This window comes from Streptomyces sp. SID4985 (assembly GCF_009863025.1).
GTDB lineage: Bacteria > Actinomycetota > Actinomycetes > Streptomycetales > Streptomycetaceae > Streptomyces.
In genome coordinates, this window is record NZ_WWIR01000030.1 from 1 (window position 1) to 18,058 (window position 18,058).

The window sequence follows — 18,058 nt, forward strand, 5'->3', positions numbered from 1 at the left end:
ACGCTGGCCGGACCCGACCCGCGCGGCGCCGTCCGCGCCTGGCGCGCCGACGCCCACCGGCACCCGAGCCCCAACGCCGGTCCGGTGGAGGCGTCCTTCGCGGGCGCCCTCGGCGTACGTCTCGGCGGCACCCTCTCCTACGGCGGCCGGATCGAACACCGGCCCGTGCTCAACGGCTCCGGGCGCCCGGTCCGGGTCACAGACATCGACCGGGCGGTACGGCTCTCCCGCCGCGTCGGTCTGCTCGCGCTCGGCGTCACGGCCGGGGCGAGCCTGATCCTGAAGGGACGCGGGAAGTGAACGGTGGTCTCCTCGTCGCGGGTACGACCTCCGACGCGGGCAAGAGCGTCGTGACGGCAGGGATCTGCCGCTGGCTGGTCCGCCAGGGCGTGAAGGTGGCGCCCTTCAAGGCGCAGAACATGTCCCTCAACTCCTTCGTCACGCGCGAGGGCGCCGAGATCGGGCGCGCGCAGGCGATGCAGGCCCAGGCGTGCCGCGTCGAGCCGACCGCGCTGATGAATCCCGTGCTGCTCAAGCCCGGTGGCGAGCAGAGCAGCCAAGTCGTGCTGCTGGGAAAACCGGTGGGCGAGATGAGCGCGCGCGGCTATCACGGTGGACGCCAACAACGGCTGCTCGGCACGGTGTTGGACTGCCTGGCCGAGTTGCGGGGCACGTATGACGCGGTGATCTGTGAGGGGGCCGGTTCGCCCGCGGAGATCAATCTGCGGCGCACCGACATCGTGAACATGGGGATCGCGCGCGGCGCGCGGCTGCCCGTCCTCGTCGTCGGCGACATCGACCGCGGCGGCGTCTTCGCCTCCTTCTACGGCACGCTCGCCCTCCTCTCCGCCGAGGACCAGGAGCTGGTCGCCGGGTTCCTGGTGAACAAGTTCCGGGGCGATGTCTCCCTGCTGGAACCGGGGTTGGACATGCTGCGCGGCCTCACGGGACGCGACACCTACGGCGTGCTGCCCTTCCAACACGGGCTCGGCATCGACGAGGAGGACGGACTCCGCGTCTCCCTGCGCGGCACCGTCCGTGAGTCCACGGTCGCCCCGCCGGTCGGCGAGGACGTGCTGCGGGTCGCCGTGTGCGCGGTCCCGCTGATGTCCAACTTCACCGACGTGGACGCGTTGGCCGCCGAACCCGGCGTGATCGTGCGGTTCGTGGACCGCCCGGAGGAACTGGCCGACGCCGACCTGGTGGTGGTGCCGGGCACGCGCGGGACCGTACGGGCACTGGCCTGGCTGCGCGAGCGCGGCCTCGCGGAGGCACTGGTCCGCCGGGCCGCCGAGGGCCGCCCGGTGCTCGGCATCTGCGGCGGCTTCCAGGTCCTCGGCGAACGCATCGAGGACGAGGTGGAGTCGCGCGCCGGGACGGTCGAGGGGCTCGGCCTGCTGCCGGTGCGGGTGCGGTTCGCCCGCGAGAAAACCCTCACCCGGCCGTCGGGGGAGGCCCTCGGCGAACCGGTCGAGGGGTACGAGATCCATCACGGCGTCGCCCAAGTCCTGGGCGGAGAAGCCTTCCTGGACGGCTGCCGGGTCGGCCAGGTCTGGGGCACCCACTGGCACGGCTCACTGGAGTCGGACGGCTTCCGGCGCGCCTTCCTGCGCGAGGTCGCCGCCGCCACCGGGCGCCGCTTCGTCCCGGCCCCCGACACCTCGTTCGCCGCGCTGCGCGAGGAGCAGCTCGACCGGCTCGGCGACCTCATCGAACAGCACGCGGACACGGACGCGCTCTGGCGGCTCATCGAGTCCGGAGCGCCACGAGGACTGCCCTTCATCCCCCCGGGAGCGCCCGCATGAGCACAGTGTTGTTGTTGTCGACCGCCGACACCGATCTGCTGGCCGCCCGCGCCAGCGGTGCCGACTACCGGATCGGCAACCCCGTCCGTGTGGACGTCACCGGCGAGTTGCCGGGACTCCTGGCGGGCGCCGACCTCGCGGTCGTACGGCTGCTGGGCGGCAAGCGCGCCTGGGAGGACGGCCTCGCCGCGCTCAAGGCGTCCGGGGTGCCGACCGTGCTCCTGGGCGGCGAGAGCGTGCCGGACGCCGAGCTGATGGCCGAGTCGTCCGTCCCCGCCGGAGTCGTGGCGGAGGCGCTGCGCTATCTGGTGGAGGGCGGCCCGGAGAACCTGCTTGAGCTGTCCCGGTTTTTGTCGGACACCGTGCTGCTGACCGGCGAGGGCTTCGAACTCCCCCGCTCGATGCCGGAGTTCGGGGTGCGCGGCTCGTATGCGCTACGGGACGACCGTCCGACGGTGGGCGTGCTCTTCTACCGCGCCCATGAACTCAGCGGCAACACCGGCTTCGTGGACACCCTGTGCGAGGCGATCGAGGCACGGGGCGCCAACGCCCTTCCTGTGTACTGCGGTTCGCTGCGCGGCGCGGACCCTGCGCTGTACGAACTGCTGGGCCGGGCCGACGCCCTGATCGCCACGGTGCTGGCAGCGGGCGGCACGCACGCCTCCCAGGCTTCGGCGGGCGGCGACGAGTCGTGGGACATCGGCGCGCTCGCCGACCTCAACGTCCCGGTACTGCAGGGACTTTGCCTCACCTCCTCGCGCGCCGCGTGGGACGCCTCGGACGCAGCCCTCTCCCCCATGGACGCGGCGATGCAGGTCGCCATCCCGGAGTTCGACGGCCGGCTGATCACCGTGCCGTTCTCCTTCAAGGAACAGGGCCCCGACGAGGTCCCGGTCTACGTCGCCGACCCCGAGCGCGCCGCCCGGGTCGCCGGAATCGCCGTACGCCACGCGGCACTTCGGCACAAGCCGAACGCCGAGAAGCGGATCGCGCTCGTCTTCACCGCCTACCCGACCAAGCACTCCCGTGTCGGCAACGCGGTCGGCCTGGACACCCCCGCCTCGGCGGTCCGCGTCCTGGACGCGCTGCGGGACGCCGGGTACGGGGTGAGCGGATACCCGTCCGGGGGCGACGAGTTGATCCACCGGCTCATCGAGGCGGGTGGCCACGACGTGGAGTGGCTGACCGAGGACCAGCTCGCGGCCGCGCCCGCACGGGTGCCGCTCGCGGACTACCGGGCGTGGTTCGCCACGCTCGACCCGGCGCTGCGCGAGGCCATGATGGAGGCGTGGGGCGAGCCGCCGGGGAACCTGTACGTGGACGGCGACGACATCGTCCTCGCCTCCCTGCGGTTCGGGAACGTCGTCGTGATGATCCAGCCCCCGCGCGGCTTCGGGGAGAACCCGATCGCGATCTACCACGACCCCGACATGCCGCCCTCGCACCACTACCTCGCCGCCTACCGCTGGCTGGAGAACAGCTTCGGCGCGGACGCCGTCGTCCACATGGGCAAGCACGGCACGCTGGAATGGCTTCCCGGCAAGGGACTTGGGCTGTCGGGCGGCTGCGCCCCGGACGCGGTGCTCGGTGAACTCCCGCTGGTCTACCCGTTCATCGTCAACGACCCCGGCGAGGGCACCCAGGCCAAACGGCGCGGGCACGCCACGGTGGTCGACCATCTGGTTCCGCCGATGGCCCGCGCGGACACCTACGGCGACCTCGCCAAGCTGGAGCAACTCCTCGACGAATACGCCCTCGTGTCCGACCTGGACCCGACGAAGGCCCCCGCCGTCCGCGCCCAGATCTGGACCCTGGTCAAGGCGGCCGAACTGCACCACGACCTGCACGTGGACGAGCAGCCGGAGGACGACGACTTCGACTCGTTCGTGATGCACATCGACGGCTATCTGTGCGAGATCAAGGACGTGCAGATCCGCGACGGACTCCACATCCTCGGCGGCGGCCCGGTCGGCGAGCCCCGCGTGAACCTGGTGCTGGCCGTGTTGCGCGCCTCCCAGGTGTGGGGCGGCCAGGCGAACGCCCTGCCGGGCCTGCGGGCCTCGCTGGCGGCCCATTTCGGGCTGGTGGAGAAGGAGTTGCTGGCGGAGCCGGGCGCGGCGGTGAAGGTGCCGGTGGAGCTGACCGCGCTGGTCGAGGGTCCGGCGCGGACCGGTGCCGACGCGATCGACCTGCTGGAGCAGTTGTGCCGCCGGATCGCGGAGGGGATGGAGGCGCGGGACTGGGATGCCGCTGCTGTGCCGACGGTCCTGGCGGAGGTGCTCGGCTTTGAACTGGGCGAGGCTTCCTCCGTGTTGGAGTTCGCCTGCACGGAGGTCGTGCCCCGGCTGGCGCGGACCACCGACGAGATCGGGCACATCCTCCGCGCCCTGGAAGGCGGTTACGTCCCGGCGGGTCCCTCGGGCTCTCCCACGCGCGGCCTGGTCAACGTCCTGCCGACGGGCCGGAACTTCTATTCCGTCGACCCCAAGGCGATTCCCTCCCGGTTGAGTTGGGAGGTGGGTCAGTCACTGGCGGACTCGCTGGTGCAGCGGTATCTCACCGACACCGGGGGCTACCCGAAGTCGGTCGGCCTCACGGTCTGGGGCACCTCCGCCATGCGCACCCAGGGCGACGACATCGCGGAGATCCTCGCGCTGCTCGGCTGCCGCCCGGTGTGGGACGACGCCTCGCGCCGGGTCACCGGCTTCGAGATCGTGCCGCTCTCGGAGCTGGGGCGTCCGCGCATCGACGTCACGGTCCGCATCTCCGGCTTCTTCCGCGACGCGTTTCCGCACGTGGTGGGCCTGATCGACGACGCGGTGCGGGCGGTGGCCGAGCTGGAGGAGCCGGCCGATGCCAACTACGTGCGGGCGCACGTGGACGAGGACGCCGCCGAGCATGGCGACCGACGGCGCGCGACGGCCCGCATCTTCGGCTCCAAGCCGGGGGCGTACGGCGCGGGTCTGCTGCCGCTGATCGACGCGCGGAACTGGCGGTCGGACGCGGATCTGGCCGAGGTGTACGCGGTGTGGGGCGGATACGCGTACGGCCGCGGGCTCGACGGGCGGGCGGCACGTGGGGACATGGAGACGGCGTTCCGGCGGATCGCGGTGGCGGCGAAGAATGTCGATACCCGCGAGCACGATCTCGTCGACGCGGACGACTACTTCCAGTACCACGGCGGCATGGTCGCCATGGTGCGGCACCTGACGGGCGACAACCCCGAGGCGTACGTAGGGGATTCGGCGGTGCCGGATCAGGTGAAGACGCGCACGTTGGGCGAGGAGACGCACCGGGTTTTCCGGGCGCGCGTGGTCAATCCCCGCTGGATGGCGGCCATGCGGAGGCACGGGTACAAGGGCGCCTTCGAGATGGCGGCGACCGTGGACTACCTCTTCGGGTACGACGCCACGGCGGGCGTGGTGGACGACTGGATGTACGAGAAGCTCAGCGCCGAGTACGTCTTCTCGCCGGAGAACCAGGACTTCATGAGGAAGTCCAACCCTTGGGCCCTGCGGGGCATCACCGAGCGGCTGCTGGAGGCCGCGGACCGGGGGCTGTGGGCGGAGCCGGACCAGGACACGCTGGAGCGGCTGCGGGCCACGTACCTGGAACTCGAAGGGGAACTGGAGGGAGACGAGTGAGCACGCAATTCCCGTTCACCGCCGTGGTCGGGCAGGAGGACCTGCAACTGGCCCTGCTGCTCAACGCGGTGGCGCCGAACATCGGTGGCGTCCTCGTGCGCGGCGAGAAAGGAACTGCCAAGTCCACGGCTGTACGCGCCCTTTCGGCGCTGCTGCCGGAGGTGGACGTGGTCCCCGGGTGCCGTTTCTCCTGTGATCCCACGTCCCCCGACCCGTCCTGCCCGGACGGCCCGCACACACCGGGGTCGGCCGCCGCGAGGCCCGCGCGGATGGTCGAACTGCCCGTCGGCGCCTCCGAGGACCGGCTCGTCGGCGCGCTGGACATCGAGCGGGCGCTGGCGGAGGGCGTGAAGGCGTTCGAGCCCGGCCTGTTGGCTTCAGCCCATCGCGGCATCCTCTACGTGGACGAGGTCAATCTGCTCCACGACCACTTGGTGGACCTGTTGTTGGACGCGGCCGCCATGGGTGCCTCCTACGTCGAGCGCGAGGGCGTCTCCGTGCGGCATGCGGCGCGGTTCCTGCTCGTCGGGACCATGAATCCTGAAGAAGGCGAACTGCGACCGCAATTGCTCGACCGGTTCGGGCTGACCGTGGAGGTCGCGGCCTCGCGGGAGACGGATCAGCGGGTGGAGGTCGTACGGCGCAGGCTGGCGTACGACGACGATCCCGCCGGGTTCGCCGCGCAGTGGGCCGGTGAGGAAGCCGCCGTACGGCAACGGATCGCGGCAGCACGGGAGTTGTTGCCCAAGGTGCGGCTCGGGGACGGGGCGCTGCGGCAGATCGCGGCGACGTGTGCCGCGTTCGAGGTGGACGGGATGCGGGCCGACATCGTGATGGCCCGTACCGCGACAGCGTTGGCCGCGTGGGCGGGGCGTACGGATGTGCTCGCGGAGGATGTACGGCAGGCGGCGCTGCTGGCGTTGCCGCATCGCAGGCGGCGTAATCCTTTTGATGCGCCGGGACTTGACGAGGACAGGCTCGATCAGACCCTGGAGGAGTCCTCGGGGTCCTCCGGGGACGACGATCCCGATCCCGATGGGCCCGGTGGGGGCGGCGGGCAGCCGTCCCCCGACGCGGGGCCGCAGGACGGTGACGGGGGTGCCGCCGCTTCCGAGGGCGGGGAGTCGGAGGGCGCCGGTGCCGGGGCGGGTGAGCAGGCTCCCGTGCGGGCCGCCGAGCCGTTCCGCACCAAGGCGTTGAACGTGCCCGGGATCGGTGAAGGTGCCGCCGGGCGGCGTTCGCGGGCGCGGACCGCGCAGGGGCGGACCACGGGGGCGCGGCGGCCTCAAGGGGCTTTGACCAAGCTGCACTTGGCGGCGACCGTGCAGGCGGCGGCGCCGCATCAGCGGGTGCGGGGGCGTTCCGGGGCGGGTCTTGTGCTGCGGCGGGACGATCTGCGGCAGGCGGTGCGGGAGGGGCGGGAGTCGAATCTCGTGCTGTTCGTCGTGGACGCCTCGGGGTCGATGGCGGCTCGGCAGCGGATGGGTGCGGTGAAGGGTGCCGTGCTGTCGTTGCTGCTGGACGCGTATCAGCGGCGGGACAAGGTGGGGCTCGTGACCTTCCGGGGTTCCACCGCCGATGTCGCGCTGCCGCCCACCTCGTCCGTCGATGCCGCCGCCGCGCGGCTGGAGTCGCTGCCGACCGGCGGTCGTACGCCGTTGGCGGCCGGGCTGCTCAAGGCGCACGAGGTGTTGCGGGTGGAGCGGTTGCGTGATCCGGCGCGGCGGGCGTTGGTCGTGGTGGTGACGGACGGACGGGCGACCGGGGGTCCGGAGCCGGTCGCCCTGGCCGGGCGGGCGGCATGGCTGTTCGCGGCCGAGGGGGTCGCGTCGGTGGTCGTGGACTGCGAGTCGGGTCCGGTGCGGCTGGGGCTCGCGGGGCGGCTCGCGGGTGAACTGGGCGGTACGGCGGTGACGTTGGACGAGCTACGGGCGGATTCCATCGCCGGGCTCGTGCGGGATGTGCGGGGTATGTCGAGGAGGGCCGCGTAGTGCCGCAGGGACAGCCGAGTGTCGTACCGGACGATGGGTTGACGACGCGTCAGCGGCGTAACCGGCCACTCGTGGTGGTGCATACGGGGATCGGGAAGGGCAAGTCGACCGCGGCCTTCGGGCTGGCGTTGCGGGCCTGGAATCAGGGGTGGCCGATCGGGGTGTTCCAGTTCGTCAAGTCGGCGAAGTGGAAGGTCGGCGAGGAGAACGCGCTGCGGGTGCTGGGTGCTTCCGGGCAGGGCGGGTCCGTGGACTGGCACAAGATGGGCGAGGGCTGGTCCTGGGTGCAGCGGGACGCGCAGCTCGACAACGAGGAGAAGGCGCGGGAGGGGTGGGCGCAGGTCAAGCGGGATCTGGCCGCCGAGACGTACCGGCTGTACGTGCTGGACGAGTTCGCGTACCCGATGCACTGGGGGTGGGTGGACACGGAGGAGGTCGTCGAGGTGCTGCGGGGCCGGCCGGGCAACCAGCATGTGGTGATCACCGGTCGTAACGCGCCTGCTCCGCTGGTGGAGTTCGCGGATCTGGTGACCGACATGTCCAAGGTCAAGCATCCGATGGACGCGGGGCAGAAGGGGCAGAGGGGCATCGAGTGGTGATGTCCGTACCTCGGCTGGTCATTGCCGCGCCTTCGTCGGGCAGTGGGAAGACCACTGTCGCTACGGGGCTGATGGCCGCGTTTGCCGCGCGCGGGCTTGCCGTGTCTCCGCACAAGGTGGGGCCGGACTATATCGACCCCGGGTATCACGCGCTTGCGACGGGGCGGGTGGGGCGGAATCTCGACGCGTACTTGTGTGGGGCGGAGTTGGTGGCTCCGCTGTTTCTGCATGGGGCTCGGGGGTGTGATCTTGCCGTGGTCGAGGGGGTGATGGGGCTCTTCGACGGGGCGGCTGGGCAGGGGGAGTTGGCGTCCACCGCGCAGGTGGCCAAGTTGCTGCGGGCGCCGGTGGTGTTGGTGGTCGATGCGTCGTCTCAGTCTCGGTCGGTTGCCGCGCTGGTGCATGGGTTCGCTTCCTGGGACACGGGGGTGCGGATCGGGGGTGTGATCCTCAACAAGGTCGGGTCGGACCGGCATGAGGAGTTGTTGCGGGAGGCCCTGGAGTCGGTGGGGGTTCCGGTGTTGGGGGTGTTGCGGCGCTCTGTTGGGCTGGAGACGCCTTCTCGGCATCTGGGGTTGGTGCCGGTCGCCGAGCGGGGCGCTGCCGCGGTGGAGGCGGTGGGGGCGATGGCGGCGTGGGTTGCCGAGGGGTGCGACCTTGATGCGCTGCTGGCGCTGGCTCGGGGTGCGGGTGTGGTGCCGGGTGCGGCTTGGTGTGCGGCTGAGGTCACAGACTCGCCCACCCACGACCACCCGTCTCGGTTGGCTGAGAAGGCGCCGACCCACACGGCCCGGCCCCGTATCGCCGTCGCCGGTGGACCCGCCTTCACCTTCTCCTACGCCGAGCACACAGAGTTGCTGGCCGCTGCCGGGGCCGAGGCCGTCACGTTCGACCCCCTGCGGGACGAGGAACTGCCCGACGGGTGTGCCGGGTTGGTCATCGGGGGTGGATTCCCCGAGGTGTACGCGGCCGAGTTGTCGGCCAACGAGAGGCTGCGGAAGGCCGTCGCGGAGCTCGCGGCGACCGGGGCGCCGATTGCCGCCGAGTGTGCCGGACTTCTCTATCTGTGCCGGGAGTTGGACGGCGCCCCGATGTGCGGGGTGCTGGACGCGTCGGCGCGGATGAGCGAGCGGTTGACGTTGGGGTACCGGGACGCGGTGGCTGTCGGGGACAGCGTGCTGGCGGCGGCCGGGACGCGGATGCGGGGGCACGAGTTTCATCGCACCGTCGTCGAGCCCGGGGCGGGGGCCGCGCCCGCCTGGGGGGTGCTCTCGCCTGCCCGGCGGGTGGAGGGCTTCGTACAGCGGGGCGTGCACGCGAGTTATCTGCACACCCACTGGGCGGCCGAGCCGTCGGTGGCCCGTCGGTTCACGGAGAGGTGCCGTACGTCATGAGCAGCAGGCTGATCGGGGTCGGGGTGGGTCCTGGCGACCCGGAACTGGTGACGGTGAAGGGGGTCAACGCGCTGCGGGCCGCCGATGTGGTCGTCGTACCGGTGATGGACACCGGGGAGCGGGGGCGGGCCGAGGCGACGGTGCTGCACTACGTGGACGCCGCGAAGGTGGTCCGGGTGGTGTTCGCGCTCAACGAGCGGACCGACCGGGCGCGCCGGGAGGCCGCGTGGGACGCGGCGGGGGCGCGGGTCACCGGGCTGCTCCGGGAGCACGGGTGCGTCGCGTTCGCGACCATCGGTGACCCCAACGTGTACTCGACGTTCACCTACCTCGCGCAGACCGTCGCCGGGCTGGTGCCGGGGGTCGTGGTGGAGACGGTGCCCGGGATCACCGCCATGCAGGATCTGGCGGCGCGGTCGGGTGCCGTACTGACGGAGGGCACCGAGCCGCTGACCCTCGTACCGGTGACGGCGGGCGAGTCCGCGCTGAAGGAGGCGCTGGCCGGTCCCGGCACGGTGGTGGCGTACAAGTTCGGGCGCCGGGCCGGTGAGGTCGCCGAGGCGCTGCGCGAGTCGGGCCGACTTGAGGACGCGGTGTGGGGCTCGGCCCTCGGTCTGCCGGAGGAGTCGATCCGCCCGGCCGCCGAGCTGGACGGCGCGACGCTGCCGTACCTGTCGACCCTCATCGCGCCGCCGCGACGGGACGGCGGCCGGGGCGGGAAGCTGTGACGGGGCCCCGGGCAGGGGCCGCGGGCCGGGCGGTGTCAGCCGCCCGACAGCCCCACCACCAGCCAGATGAACGCCGCCCCCGCCACCGTGCACAGCAGCGTCGAGCGTGCGGGGTGGTCGTGGTGGGCCTCCGGCAGGATCTCCGCGGCGGCGAGGTAGAGGAGGGCGCCGCTGAAGAGGCCGAGGTAGCCGCCGAGCAGCGGCTCGGGGATGTGCACGAAGACCGTGGAGAGGGCGCCCAGCATGGGTGCGCAGGCGTCGGCGACGAGCATGGCGACGGCGCGGCGGCGGGCGTTGCCGTAGAGGCTCGTGATGGTGAAGGTGTTGAAGCCGTCGGCGAAGTCGTGCGCGATGACGGCGAGGGCGACGGAGAGGCCCATGCCGCCGCCGACCTGGAAGGCCGCGCCGATCGCCACGCCGTCCATGAGGCTGTGGCCGACCATCGCGGCGGCGGCCGTGAGACCGACCTCGGGGGCCCGGTGACGGTCGTGCTCCTCCCCGCCGTGCGCGGCCTGGCGTGCGGCGAGGAGACGTTCCACCAGATGGGCCAGCAGGAATCCGCCGACGAAGAGCAGCAGGGCGGCGGGTACGCCGAAGACCTCGCGGCCGGCCGCGCGCAGCGCCTCCGGCAGCAGATCGAGGCCGACCACGCCCAGCATCAGGCCGCCTGCCAGGCCCAGGACCAGGTGGCGACGGTCGGTCACACGCTGTGCCGTCCAGCCGCCGGCCAGCGTCATCAAAAACGCGCCGAGCGCGACGAGGACCGCCATAACGACCTTCGTATCCGATGAAGGGCCCTCCGCGCACATCCGACGCCTGTGAAACCTCCCCAGACCCTGACATTTCCCTCACTTCTTTTCGTACGAGAGGACCTCTTCCCATGGCCGAGCCCCAGGCCGAGCCGCAGACCGACCGCCACACCGAGCCGCCCGCCGACGCCGCCCCCACCGGCAAGGTGACCTTCGTCGGTGCCGGTCCCGGTGCCGCCGATCTGCTGACCTTCCGCGCCGCCCGCGCGATCGCCGAGGCGGACGTGGTGATCTGGGCGGCGAGCCTGGTCCGGGCGGAGGTCCTGGAGCACGCGCGCGCGGACGCGGAGATCCTGGACTCGGCCACGCTGTCCCTGGAGGACGTGGTGGCCGTCTACCGGCGCGCCCTGGCCGAGGGGCTCAAGGTGGCCCGCGTCCACTCGGGCGATCCGTCGCTGTGGGGCGGCACCCAGGAGCAGCTGGACCGGTGTACGGAGATCGGGATCGCGACGGAGATCGTGCCGGGGGTGTCGTCGTTCTCGGCCGTGGCCGCGCTCGCGGGGCGCGAGCTGACGATCCCCGAGGTGGCGCAGTCGGTGATCCTGACCCGGCTCGGCGGCGGCAAGACGCCGATGCCGCCGGGCGAGGAGGTACGCGAGTTCGCCCGGCACGGTACGACCATGGCGGTGTTCCTGTCGGCGGCGCGCAGCGGCCAGCTGGTGCGCGAGCTGTTGGAGGGCGGTTATCCGACGAACACACCGGTGGTGGTCGCCCATCAGGTGACCTGGCCGGAGGAGCTGGTGGTGCGCTGCACGATCGGCACGCTGGAGGAGACGGTCAAGGAGCACCGGCTGTGGAAGCACACGCTCTTCCTGGTCGGCCCGGCCCTGGACGCCCACGGCACCCGCTCGCACCTCTACCACCCCGGCCACTTCCACGGCTTCCGCAAGGCGGACCCGGAGGCGCGGCGGGCGCTGCGGGAGCGGGGGGCGAGCAGTTGACCACGTCGCACACGGACGCGGGCGCGCTGATCACCGTCGTCGGCACCGGCACCGGCGCCCCCCTCTCCACCGACGTCCTCGCCAAGGCCGCCCTGGTCATCGGCGGCCGACGCCACCTGGACGCCGCCCACCTCCCCGAGGACGTCCAGCGCATCGCGCTCGGCCCCCTCTCCCCCGCCCTCGACGCGATCGCCGAGACCCTGGCCAAGGACCTCTCGGTGGTCGTGCTGGCCTCCGGCGACCCCGGCTTCTTCGGGATCGTCCGCGTGCTGGCCGAGCGGTTCGGTGCGGAGCGGCTTGACGTACGGCCCGGGGTCTCGTCGGTGGCGGGCGCGTTCGCGCGGCTCGGGCTGACCTGGGACGACGCGGTGGTGGTGAGCGCGCACGGGCGTGATCCGCGTACGGCGGTGCAGCTGTGCCGGGCGTACCCGAAGGTGGCCGTGCTGACCGGTCCGGGGTCCGGACCGGCCGAGCTGGGTGCCCGGCTGGCGGGCAGCGGCCGGACGCTGGTCGTGGTGAGCGACCTCGGCGAGCCGGAGTACGAACGGGTGGAGCGGGTCACGCCCGCCGAGGCCGCCCGGAGGAACTGGGGCACGGCGGTGAACGTGGTGCTGTGCCTGGACGAGTCCCGGGCGCCACGCGGTCCGCGCACGATGGCGGGCCCGGCTCCGGGCCCCGGCCGCTGGGCCCTGGAGGAGGACGCGTTCGCGCACCGGGACTCGATGATCACCAAGTTCGAGGTACGCGCGCTGGCGCTGGCCCGGCTCGGGCCGCGCCCCGGCGACCTGGTGTGGGACGTGGGCGCGGGGTCGGGCTCGGTGGCGGTGGAGTGCGCGCGCCTTGGCGCGGCCGTGGTCGCGGTGGAGAAGACCGAGGACGGCTGCGAGCGGGTCCGGGCCAACGCGCGCGCCCATGGCGTGGACGTGTCCGTGGTCCACGGCACGGCTCCGGAAGCGCTGGCCGCCCTGGACGATGATCCCGACGCGGTGTTCGTCGGCGGCGGAGGTCGTGAGCTGGGCGCCGTGGTGGAGGCGTGCGCGCGGCGGGCCCGGCGCGCGGTCGTGGTCGCGATGGCCGCGCTGGACCGGGTGCCCGAGGCACGTGCGGCCCTGGCGCGGGCCGGATTCGGCTGCGACGGCGTGCTGTTGCAGTCCTCGCGGCTGGCGCCGCTGCCCGGTGACGTGACCCGGCTCGCGGCCACCAACCCCGTTTTCCTGCTGTGGGGCGAGCGCGCCTCCCGGCCGAACGAAGGAGCAGTTCAGTGATCGGCCTGATTTCCGCCACCTCGGCGGGGGCGGCGGCCCGGGACCGGCTGGCGGCCGCGTGGCCGGACCGTACCCGGGTGTACGAGGGCCCGGTGGGCGACGCGGTACGGGCCGCGTTCGCGGAGTGCGAGCAGCTCGTGTGCTTCCTGGCGACGGGTGCGGTGGTCCGCCTGATCGCACCGCTGCTCGGGGACAAGGCGGCCGATCCGGGTGTGGTGTGCGTGGACGAGGGCGGCCGGTTCGCGGTGTCGCTGCTCGGCGGCCACGCGGGCGGGGCGAATGAACTCGCCCGCGAAGTGGGTGAGTTGCTGGGCGCGAAGCCGGTGGTGACGACCGCGACGGACGCGGTGGGCGTGGCCGGGCTCGACACCCTGGGCCTGCCCTATGAGGGCGCGGTGGCGGCGGTGTCGCGGGCGCTGCTGGACGGTGAACCGGTCGCGCTGGAGGCCGAGTTGGCGTGGCCACTGCCTCCGCTGCCGGTGGCGGAGCGCGGGGCGTACACGGTACGGCTCACCGACCGCGCCCTCGAACCGGGGCCGCGCGAGGTGCTGTTGCGGCCGCCGTCGCTGGTGGTCGGGGTGGGCGCCTCGCGGGGTGCGCCCGTGGACGAGGTGCTGGAGCTGATCGAGTCGGCGCTCGCGGAGGCGGGGCTCTCGGTGCGGTCGGTCGCTCAACTCGCCACGGTGGAAGCCAAGTCGGAGGAGCCGGGGCTTGTGGGCGCCGCCGAGCAGCTGGGCGTACCGCTGATCGCCTACCCGGCCTCGGAGTTGGCGGGGGTCGCCGTGCCGAACCCGTCCGACGCGCCGCTCGCTGCGGTCGGCACACCGTCCGTGGCGGAGGCGGCCGCGCTGCTCGGCGGTGGCGAACTCCTCGCACCCAAGCGGAAGTCGGCGGGCAGTCCGGCGATGGCGACCTGTGCGGTCGTACGGCGTCCCGCGCGCGGGCGGCTCGCGGTGGTGGGGCTCGGTCCCGGCGCCCGGGACCTGCTCACCCCGCGCGCGGTGGCCGAACTCCGGCGCGCCTCGGTGCTGGTGGGCCTGGACCAGTACGTGGACCAGATCCGGGATCTGCTGCGCCCCGGCACGCGGGTGCTGGAGTCGGGGCTGGGCGCCGAGGAGGAGCGGGCGCGTACGGCTGTCGCGGAGGCCCGTGCGGGGCACGCGGTGGCGCTGATCGGCAGCGGGGACGCGGGGGTGTACGCGATGGCGTCCCCGGCGCTCGCGGAGGCGTCCGACGACATCGACGTGGTGGGCGTGCCGGGGGTGACGGCGGCGCTGGCGGCCGGGGCGCTGCTCGGTGCGCCGCTGGGCCACGACCATGTGTCGATCAGTCTGTCCGACCTGCACACGCCGTGGGAGGTCATCGAGCGGCGGGTGCGGGCGGCGGCCGAGTCGGACCTCGTGGTGACGTTCTACAACCCGCGTTCGCGCGGCCGTGACTGGCAACTCCCCAAAGCGCTCGCCGCCTTGGCGGAACACCGGGCGCCTTCGACGCCGGTCGGCGTGGTCCGCAACGCCTCCCGTCCCGACGAGTCCAGCCGGGTGACCACGCTGGCCGCCCTGGACCCGGCGTCCGTGGACATGATGACCGTGGTGACCGTGGGCAACACCGCGACCCGGGAGATCGCCGGACGCATGGTGACCCCGCGCGGCTACCGCTGGCAGGCGAGCACCGAGGAGGGTGCCCGGTGAACCGTGTGGTCCATCCCATCGAGCAGGAGTCCTTCCGGCGGCTGCGCGCCCGCCTGGACACCTCCGAACTCCCCTTGCTGACCAGGGCGGTGGTGGAGCGGGTGATCCACTCCGCCGCCGATCTCGACTACGCGACCGATCTCGTCATGGCCGAGACCGACCTCGCACGCGGACATGCCGCGCTGCACGCGGGCGCGCCCGTCGTCGTGGACGTGGAGATGGTCGCGGCCGGGATCACCCGGCGCGAGACGGTCTGCCGTCTGCGCGATGCCGAGTCGGGCCCCGGACTTACCCGTTCGGCGCACGCCGTGCGGCTCGCGTACGAGGAGGTCGGGCCGGGAGCCCTGTGGGTGATCGGCTGTGCGCCGACCGCCCTGGAGGAGCTGCTGACCCTGGACGCCGATCCGGCGCTCGTCATCGGCCTGCCCGTCGGCTTCGTCGGCGCGGCCGAGTCCAAGGAGGCGCTGCGCGCGAGCGGGCTGCCCGCCGTGAGCAACGTTTCCGAGAAGGGCGGTTCGGCGGTGGCCGCCGCCGCGCTCAACGCCCTGCTGTACCAGCCGATTTCCCCCGAGGAGAAACAGTGACCACCCAGCCGCCCGCCCTGCTCGTCGCCGGACACGGCACCCGGGACGAGGCCGGAGCCGAAGCCTTCCGCGACTTCGTAAGGGAGTTGGGCCGCCGTCGCCCCGAACTGCCCGTGGCGGGCGGCTTCATCGAGCTGTCCCCGCCTCCACTCGGCGAGGCCGTCGCCGAGCTGGTCGAGCGGGGCGTTCGGAAGTTCGCGGCCGTGCCGCTGATGCTGGTCTCCGCCGGGCACGCCAAGGGCGACATACCCGCCGCGCTGGCCCGCGAGAAGGAACGGCACCCGGGCGTGACGTACACCTACGGCCGTCCCCTCGGCCCGCACCCCGCCCTGCTGCGCGTGCTGGAGCGACGCCTGGACGAGGCCCTCGCGGGCACCGACCGCAGTGACGTGACCGTCCTCCTCGTCGGGCGCGGGTCCACCGACCCGGACGCCAACGCCGAGGTGTGCAAGGCGGCCCGGCTGCTGTGGGAGGGGCGCGGGTACGCCGCCGTCGAGACGGCGTTCGTCTCGCTCGCGGCGCCGGACGTGCCGAGCGGGCTCGACCGGTGCGCCCGGCTGGGGGCGCGGCGGATCGCCGTCCTGCCGTACTTCCTGTTCACCGGCATCCTCCCGGACCGGGTACGGCGCCAGACCGAGGAGTGGGCCGCCGCGCACCCGGAGACCGAGGTGCGCTCGGCCGAGGTCATCGGCCCGGAGCCGGAGCTGCTCGACCTGGTCCTTGAGCGGTACGAGGAGGCGGTGCGGGGGGATCTGCGGATGAACTGCGACTCCTGCGTGTACCGCATCGCGCTGCCAGGCTTCGAGGACAAGGTGGGACTGCCTCAGCAACCGCACTTCCATCCGGACGACGATGGGGCCGACGACCATGGAAACGGGCACGGACATGGGCATCACCACCATGGCGGCCACACCCACAGCCATGCGCACTGAGGAGGACGGCGGCGGCCCGGACCTCCGCCATCACGGGGACGCCGAGGTCCGCGACGGCGGGGCGGCCCTGGTCGACCTCGCGGTCAACGTCCGCACGGGGACACCCCCGCCGTGGCTCCGCGAGGAGATCGCCGCGTCCCTGTCCTCCCTCGCGGCCTACCCGGACGGGCGTGCCGCGCGGGCGGCGGTCGCCGCGCGGCACGGCGTCCCGGTGGAGCGGGTGCTGCTCACCGCCGGAGCCGCCGAGGCGTTCGTCCTGCTGGCGCGGGCGCTGAAGGTACGGCGCCCGGTGGTCGTGCACCCCCAGTTCACCGAGCCGGAGGCGGCCTTGCGGGACGCGGGCCACACCGTGGACCGGGTGCTGCTCCGCGAGCGGGACGGCTTCCGGCTGGACCCGGCGCTCGTCCCCGAGGACGCGGACCTGGTGGTGGTCGGCAACCCGACCAACCCGACCTCCGTACTGCACCCGGCGTCCGCGCTGCTGCGGCTCGCCCGGCCGGGGCGGACGTTGGTCGTGGACGAGGCGTTCATGGACGCGGTCCCGGGCGAACGGGAGTCACTGGCCGGGCGCCGCGACGTGCCGGGGCTCGTGGTGCTGCGAAGCCTCACCAAGACGTGGGGGCTCGCGGGGCTGCGGATCGGCTATGTGCTCGCGGAACCGGAGATCATCTCGCGGCTTGAGCAGGCCCAGCCGCTGTGGGCGGTGTCCACGCCGGCGTTGGTGGCGGCGCGGGCGTGCGTCTCGCCCCGGGCGGTCGCCGAGGCGGAGGCGGCCGCCCTCCGGATCGCCACGGACCGGGAGTTCCTGCTCTCGGGCCTGTCGACGTTCGCGGAACGAGGCGTACGAGTGGCCACCCCCGCGGAGGGGCCGTTCCTCCTGGTCCGGATTCCCGGAGCTGCCGAAGTACGGTCACGTCTACGCGACTTGGGCCACGCGGTCCGCCGGGGCGACACCTTCCCCGGTCTCGGGCCGGAGTGGATACGGGTGGCGGTACGCGACAGAGCCACAACGGCGGTATTCCTGAAGGCACTTGGCACCGCGTTGAGCTGAGCGGGGGTGGCGGCCGGGCCGCCGGGCCCTCAGCCGTTCAGGAGATCGACGGCGAGCATCACCGTGATCACGGCAACGACGAGCAGACGCAGGGCGAGGAGGCCGACCGCGATCCAGGCCAGCTGAGCATGCCCACGCGGCTGCCCCGGCGCGCTGGGGTCGAGGTCGTACGACTCCATGTACATCGCGAGGGTGCCGTGACCGTTGGCGTCGCCGGGGCCGTGTTCCGAAACACGTGGCCCGGGGCCGCCGACTCGCTCGGCGGCCCCGGGCCAACTCGCTCAAAGAGCGCCCCCGTTGGTCAGCTCCTCCGGCGCCGCGCCACGACCGCCGCGCCCCCGCCGAGCAGCAGCAGCGCCAGCGCGCCGCCCGCCAGGTACGGAGTCGACGAGCTCGCGCCCGTTTCCGCGAGGTCGCTCTTCGTGCCGCCCTGGGGCTTCACGTCGTTGGCGGGCTTCGCGGGGGCGGGCGTGTCCGATTCGGACGACGGGGTGGGCTTGGTGCTCGGGGCCGCGCCGCCCTCGCTCGGGGGCGCGCTCTCGGTCGGCTCCGGTTCGTCGTCGCCGCCCGGCTCGTCCGTCCGCGGCGGGGGCGGGACCTGGCCGCCGTCGTGGCCGCCACCGG

Annotated in this window: 16 protein-coding genes; 13 read left to right on the forward strand and 3 right to left on the reverse strand. The window is 73.0% G+C overall.

Features of this window, described 5'->3' with window-relative positions:
* From GTW40_RS01205 to cobI, 7 genes are all read left to right on the forward strand, one after another.
* Positions 1–300, forward strand: a 300-nt coding sequence (locus GTW40_RS01205; protein ID WP_202485209.1) for a cobalamin biosynthesis protein, incomplete at its 5' end; no start/stop codon positions are given.
* A complete protein-coding gene (locus tag GTW40_RS01210) occupies positions 297–1,805 on the forward strand; it encodes a cobyric acid synthase (RefSeq protein WP_161178267.1) in 1,509 nt (502 codons plus the stop codon). The genes GTW40_RS01205 and GTW40_RS01210, both read left to right, overlap by 4 nt.
* A complete protein-coding gene (gene cobN / locus GTW40_RS01215) occupies positions 1,802–5,449 on the forward strand; it encodes a cobaltochelatase subunit CobN (RefSeq protein WP_237525270.1) in 3,648 nt (1,215 codons plus the stop codon). The genes GTW40_RS01210 and cobN overlap by 4 nt, the downstream gene beginning before the upstream one ends.
* The gene (locus GTW40_RS01220) at positions 5,446–7,440 is read left to right on the forward strand and encodes a putative cobaltochelatase (protein WP_161178268.1); all 1,995 of its coding nucleotides are present in this window, start codon (positions 5,446–5,448) and stop codon (positions 7,438–7,440) included. Before cobN ends, GTW40_RS01220 begins: the two co-directional genes overlap by 4 nt.
* Positions 7,440–8,039: a cob(I)yrinic acid a,c-diamide adenosyltransferase gene (gene cobO / locus GTW40_RS01225; protein WP_161178269.1), complete on the forward strand. Its 600-nt coding sequence runs from the start codon at positions 7,440–7,442 to the stop codon at positions 8,037–8,039. The genes GTW40_RS01220 and cobO overlap by 1 nt, the downstream gene beginning before the upstream one ends.
* The gene (locus GTW40_RS01230) at positions 8,039–9,433 is read left to right on the forward strand and encodes a cobyrinate a,c-diamide synthase (RefSeq protein WP_202485212.1); all 1,395 of its coding nucleotides are present in this window, start codon (positions 8,039–8,041) and stop codon (positions 9,431–9,433) included. The genes cobO and GTW40_RS01230 overlap by 1 nt, the downstream gene beginning before the upstream one ends.
* Positions 9,430–10,161 carry a precorrin-2 C(20)-methyltransferase gene (gene cobI, locus GTW40_RS01235; protein ID WP_202485211.1) on the forward strand — a complete coding sequence of 244 codons (732 nt, stop codon included), beginning with the start codon at positions 9,430–9,432 and terminating at the stop codon, positions 10,159–10,161. The genes GTW40_RS01230 and cobI overlap by 4 nt, the downstream gene beginning before the upstream one ends.
* A 35-nt stretch (positions 10,162–10,196) precedes the next feature.
* On the opposite strand, the gene GTW40_RS01240 is transcribed toward cobI, so the two are convergent.
* Positions 10,197–10,931: a ZIP family metal transporter gene (locus tag GTW40_RS01240; protein WP_161178272.1), complete on the reverse strand. Its 735-nt coding sequence runs from the start codon at positions 10,929–10,931 to the stop codon at positions 10,197–10,199.
* 110 nt (positions 10,932–11,041) lie between these two features.
* Between GTW40_RS01240 and cobM the strand changes: the two genes are divergently transcribed.
* Genes cobM through cobC form a run of 6 tightly spaced genes read left to right on the forward strand, consistent with a single transcriptional unit; the run spans position 11,042 to position 17,434 of the window.
* Positions 11,042–11,911 carry a precorrin-4 C(11)-methyltransferase gene (gene cobM, locus GTW40_RS01245; RefSeq protein ID WP_161178273.1) on the forward strand — a complete coding sequence of 290 codons (870 nt, stop codon included), beginning with the start codon at positions 11,042–11,044 and terminating at the stop codon, positions 11,909–11,911.
* 26 nt (positions 11,912–11,937) lie between these two features.
* Positions 11,938–13,176 (forward strand): precorrin-6y C5,15-methyltransferase (decarboxylating) subunit CbiE, encoded by a 1,239-nt coding sequence (gene cbiE, locus GTW40_RS01250; protein WP_161178280.1) that lies wholly within the window; start codon positions 11,938–11,940, stop codon positions 13,174–13,176.
* On the forward strand, positions 13,173–14,867 hold the full coding sequence (cobJ, locus tag GTW40_RS01255; RefSeq protein ID WP_161178274.1) for a precorrin-3B C(17)-methyltransferase: 1,695 nt from the start codon (positions 13,173–13,175) through the stop codon (positions 14,865–14,867). The genes cbiE and cobJ overlap by 4 nt, the downstream gene beginning before the upstream one ends.
* On the forward strand, positions 14,864–15,451 hold the full coding sequence (locus GTW40_RS01260) for a precorrin-8X methylmutase (RefSeq protein ID WP_161178275.1): 588 nt from the start codon (positions 14,864–14,866) through the stop codon (positions 15,449–15,451). Before cobJ ends, GTW40_RS01260 begins: the two co-directional genes overlap by 4 nt.
* A complete protein-coding gene (locus tag GTW40_RS01265; protein WP_161178276.1) occupies positions 15,448–16,383 on the forward strand; it encodes a sirohydrochlorin chelatase in 936 nt (311 codons plus the stop codon). The genes GTW40_RS01260 and GTW40_RS01265 overlap by 4 nt, the downstream gene beginning before the upstream one ends.
* A complete protein-coding gene (cobC, locus tag GTW40_RS01270; protein ID WP_161178277.1) occupies positions 16,373–17,434 on the forward strand; it encodes an Rv2231c family pyridoxal phosphate-dependent protein CobC in 1,062 nt (353 codons plus the stop codon). Before GTW40_RS01265 ends, cobC begins: the two co-directional genes overlap by 11 nt.
* A 29-nt stretch (positions 17,435–17,463) precedes the next feature.
* On the opposite strand, the gene GTW40_RS01275 is transcribed toward cobC, so the two are convergent.
* Both GTW40_RS01275 and GTW40_RS32915 read right to left on the reverse strand, forming a co-directional pair.
* Complete coding sequence (locus GTW40_RS01275) at positions 17,464–17,613, reverse strand: hypothetical protein (RefSeq protein ID WP_161178278.1); 150 nt, start codon at positions 17,611–17,613, stop codon at positions 17,464–17,466.
* A gap of 122 nt (positions 17,614–17,735) precedes the next feature.
* A partial coding sequence (locus tag GTW40_RS32915) for an LAETG motif-containing sortase-dependent surface protein (protein WP_237525271.1) occupies positions 17,736–18,058 on the reverse strand: 323 nt, incomplete at its 5' end.

Bases quoted from the DNA above. Each gene is read 5' to 3' on its own strand.
- cobM (WP_161178273.1), top strand. From the start codon at position 11,042: ATGGCCGAGCCCCAGGCCGAGCCGCAGACCGACCGCCACACCGAGCCG.
- GTW40_RS01275 (WP_161178278.1), bottom strand. From the start codon at position 17,613: ATGGAGTCGTACGACCTCGACCCCAGCGCGCCGGGGCAGCCGCGTGGG.
- cobC (WP_161178277.1), top strand. From the start codon at position 16,373: ATGCGCACTGAGGAGGACGGCGGCGGCCCGGACCTCCGCCATCACGGG.
- GTW40_RS01230 (WP_202485212.1), top strand. From the start codon at position 8,039: ATGTCCGTACCTCGGCTGGTCATTGCCGCGCCTTCGTCGGGCAGTGGG.
- GTW40_RS01240 (WP_161178272.1), bottom strand. From the start codon at position 10,931: ATGGCGGTCCTCGTCGCGCTCGGCGCGTTTTTGATGACGCTGGCCGGC.
- cobI (WP_202485211.1), top strand. From the start codon at position 9,430: ATGAGCAGCAGGCTGATCGGGGTCGGGGTGGGTCCTGGCGACCCGGAA.
- cobN (WP_237525270.1), top strand. From the start codon at position 1,802: ATGAGCACAGTGTTGTTGTTGTCGACCGCCGACACCGATCTGCTGGCC.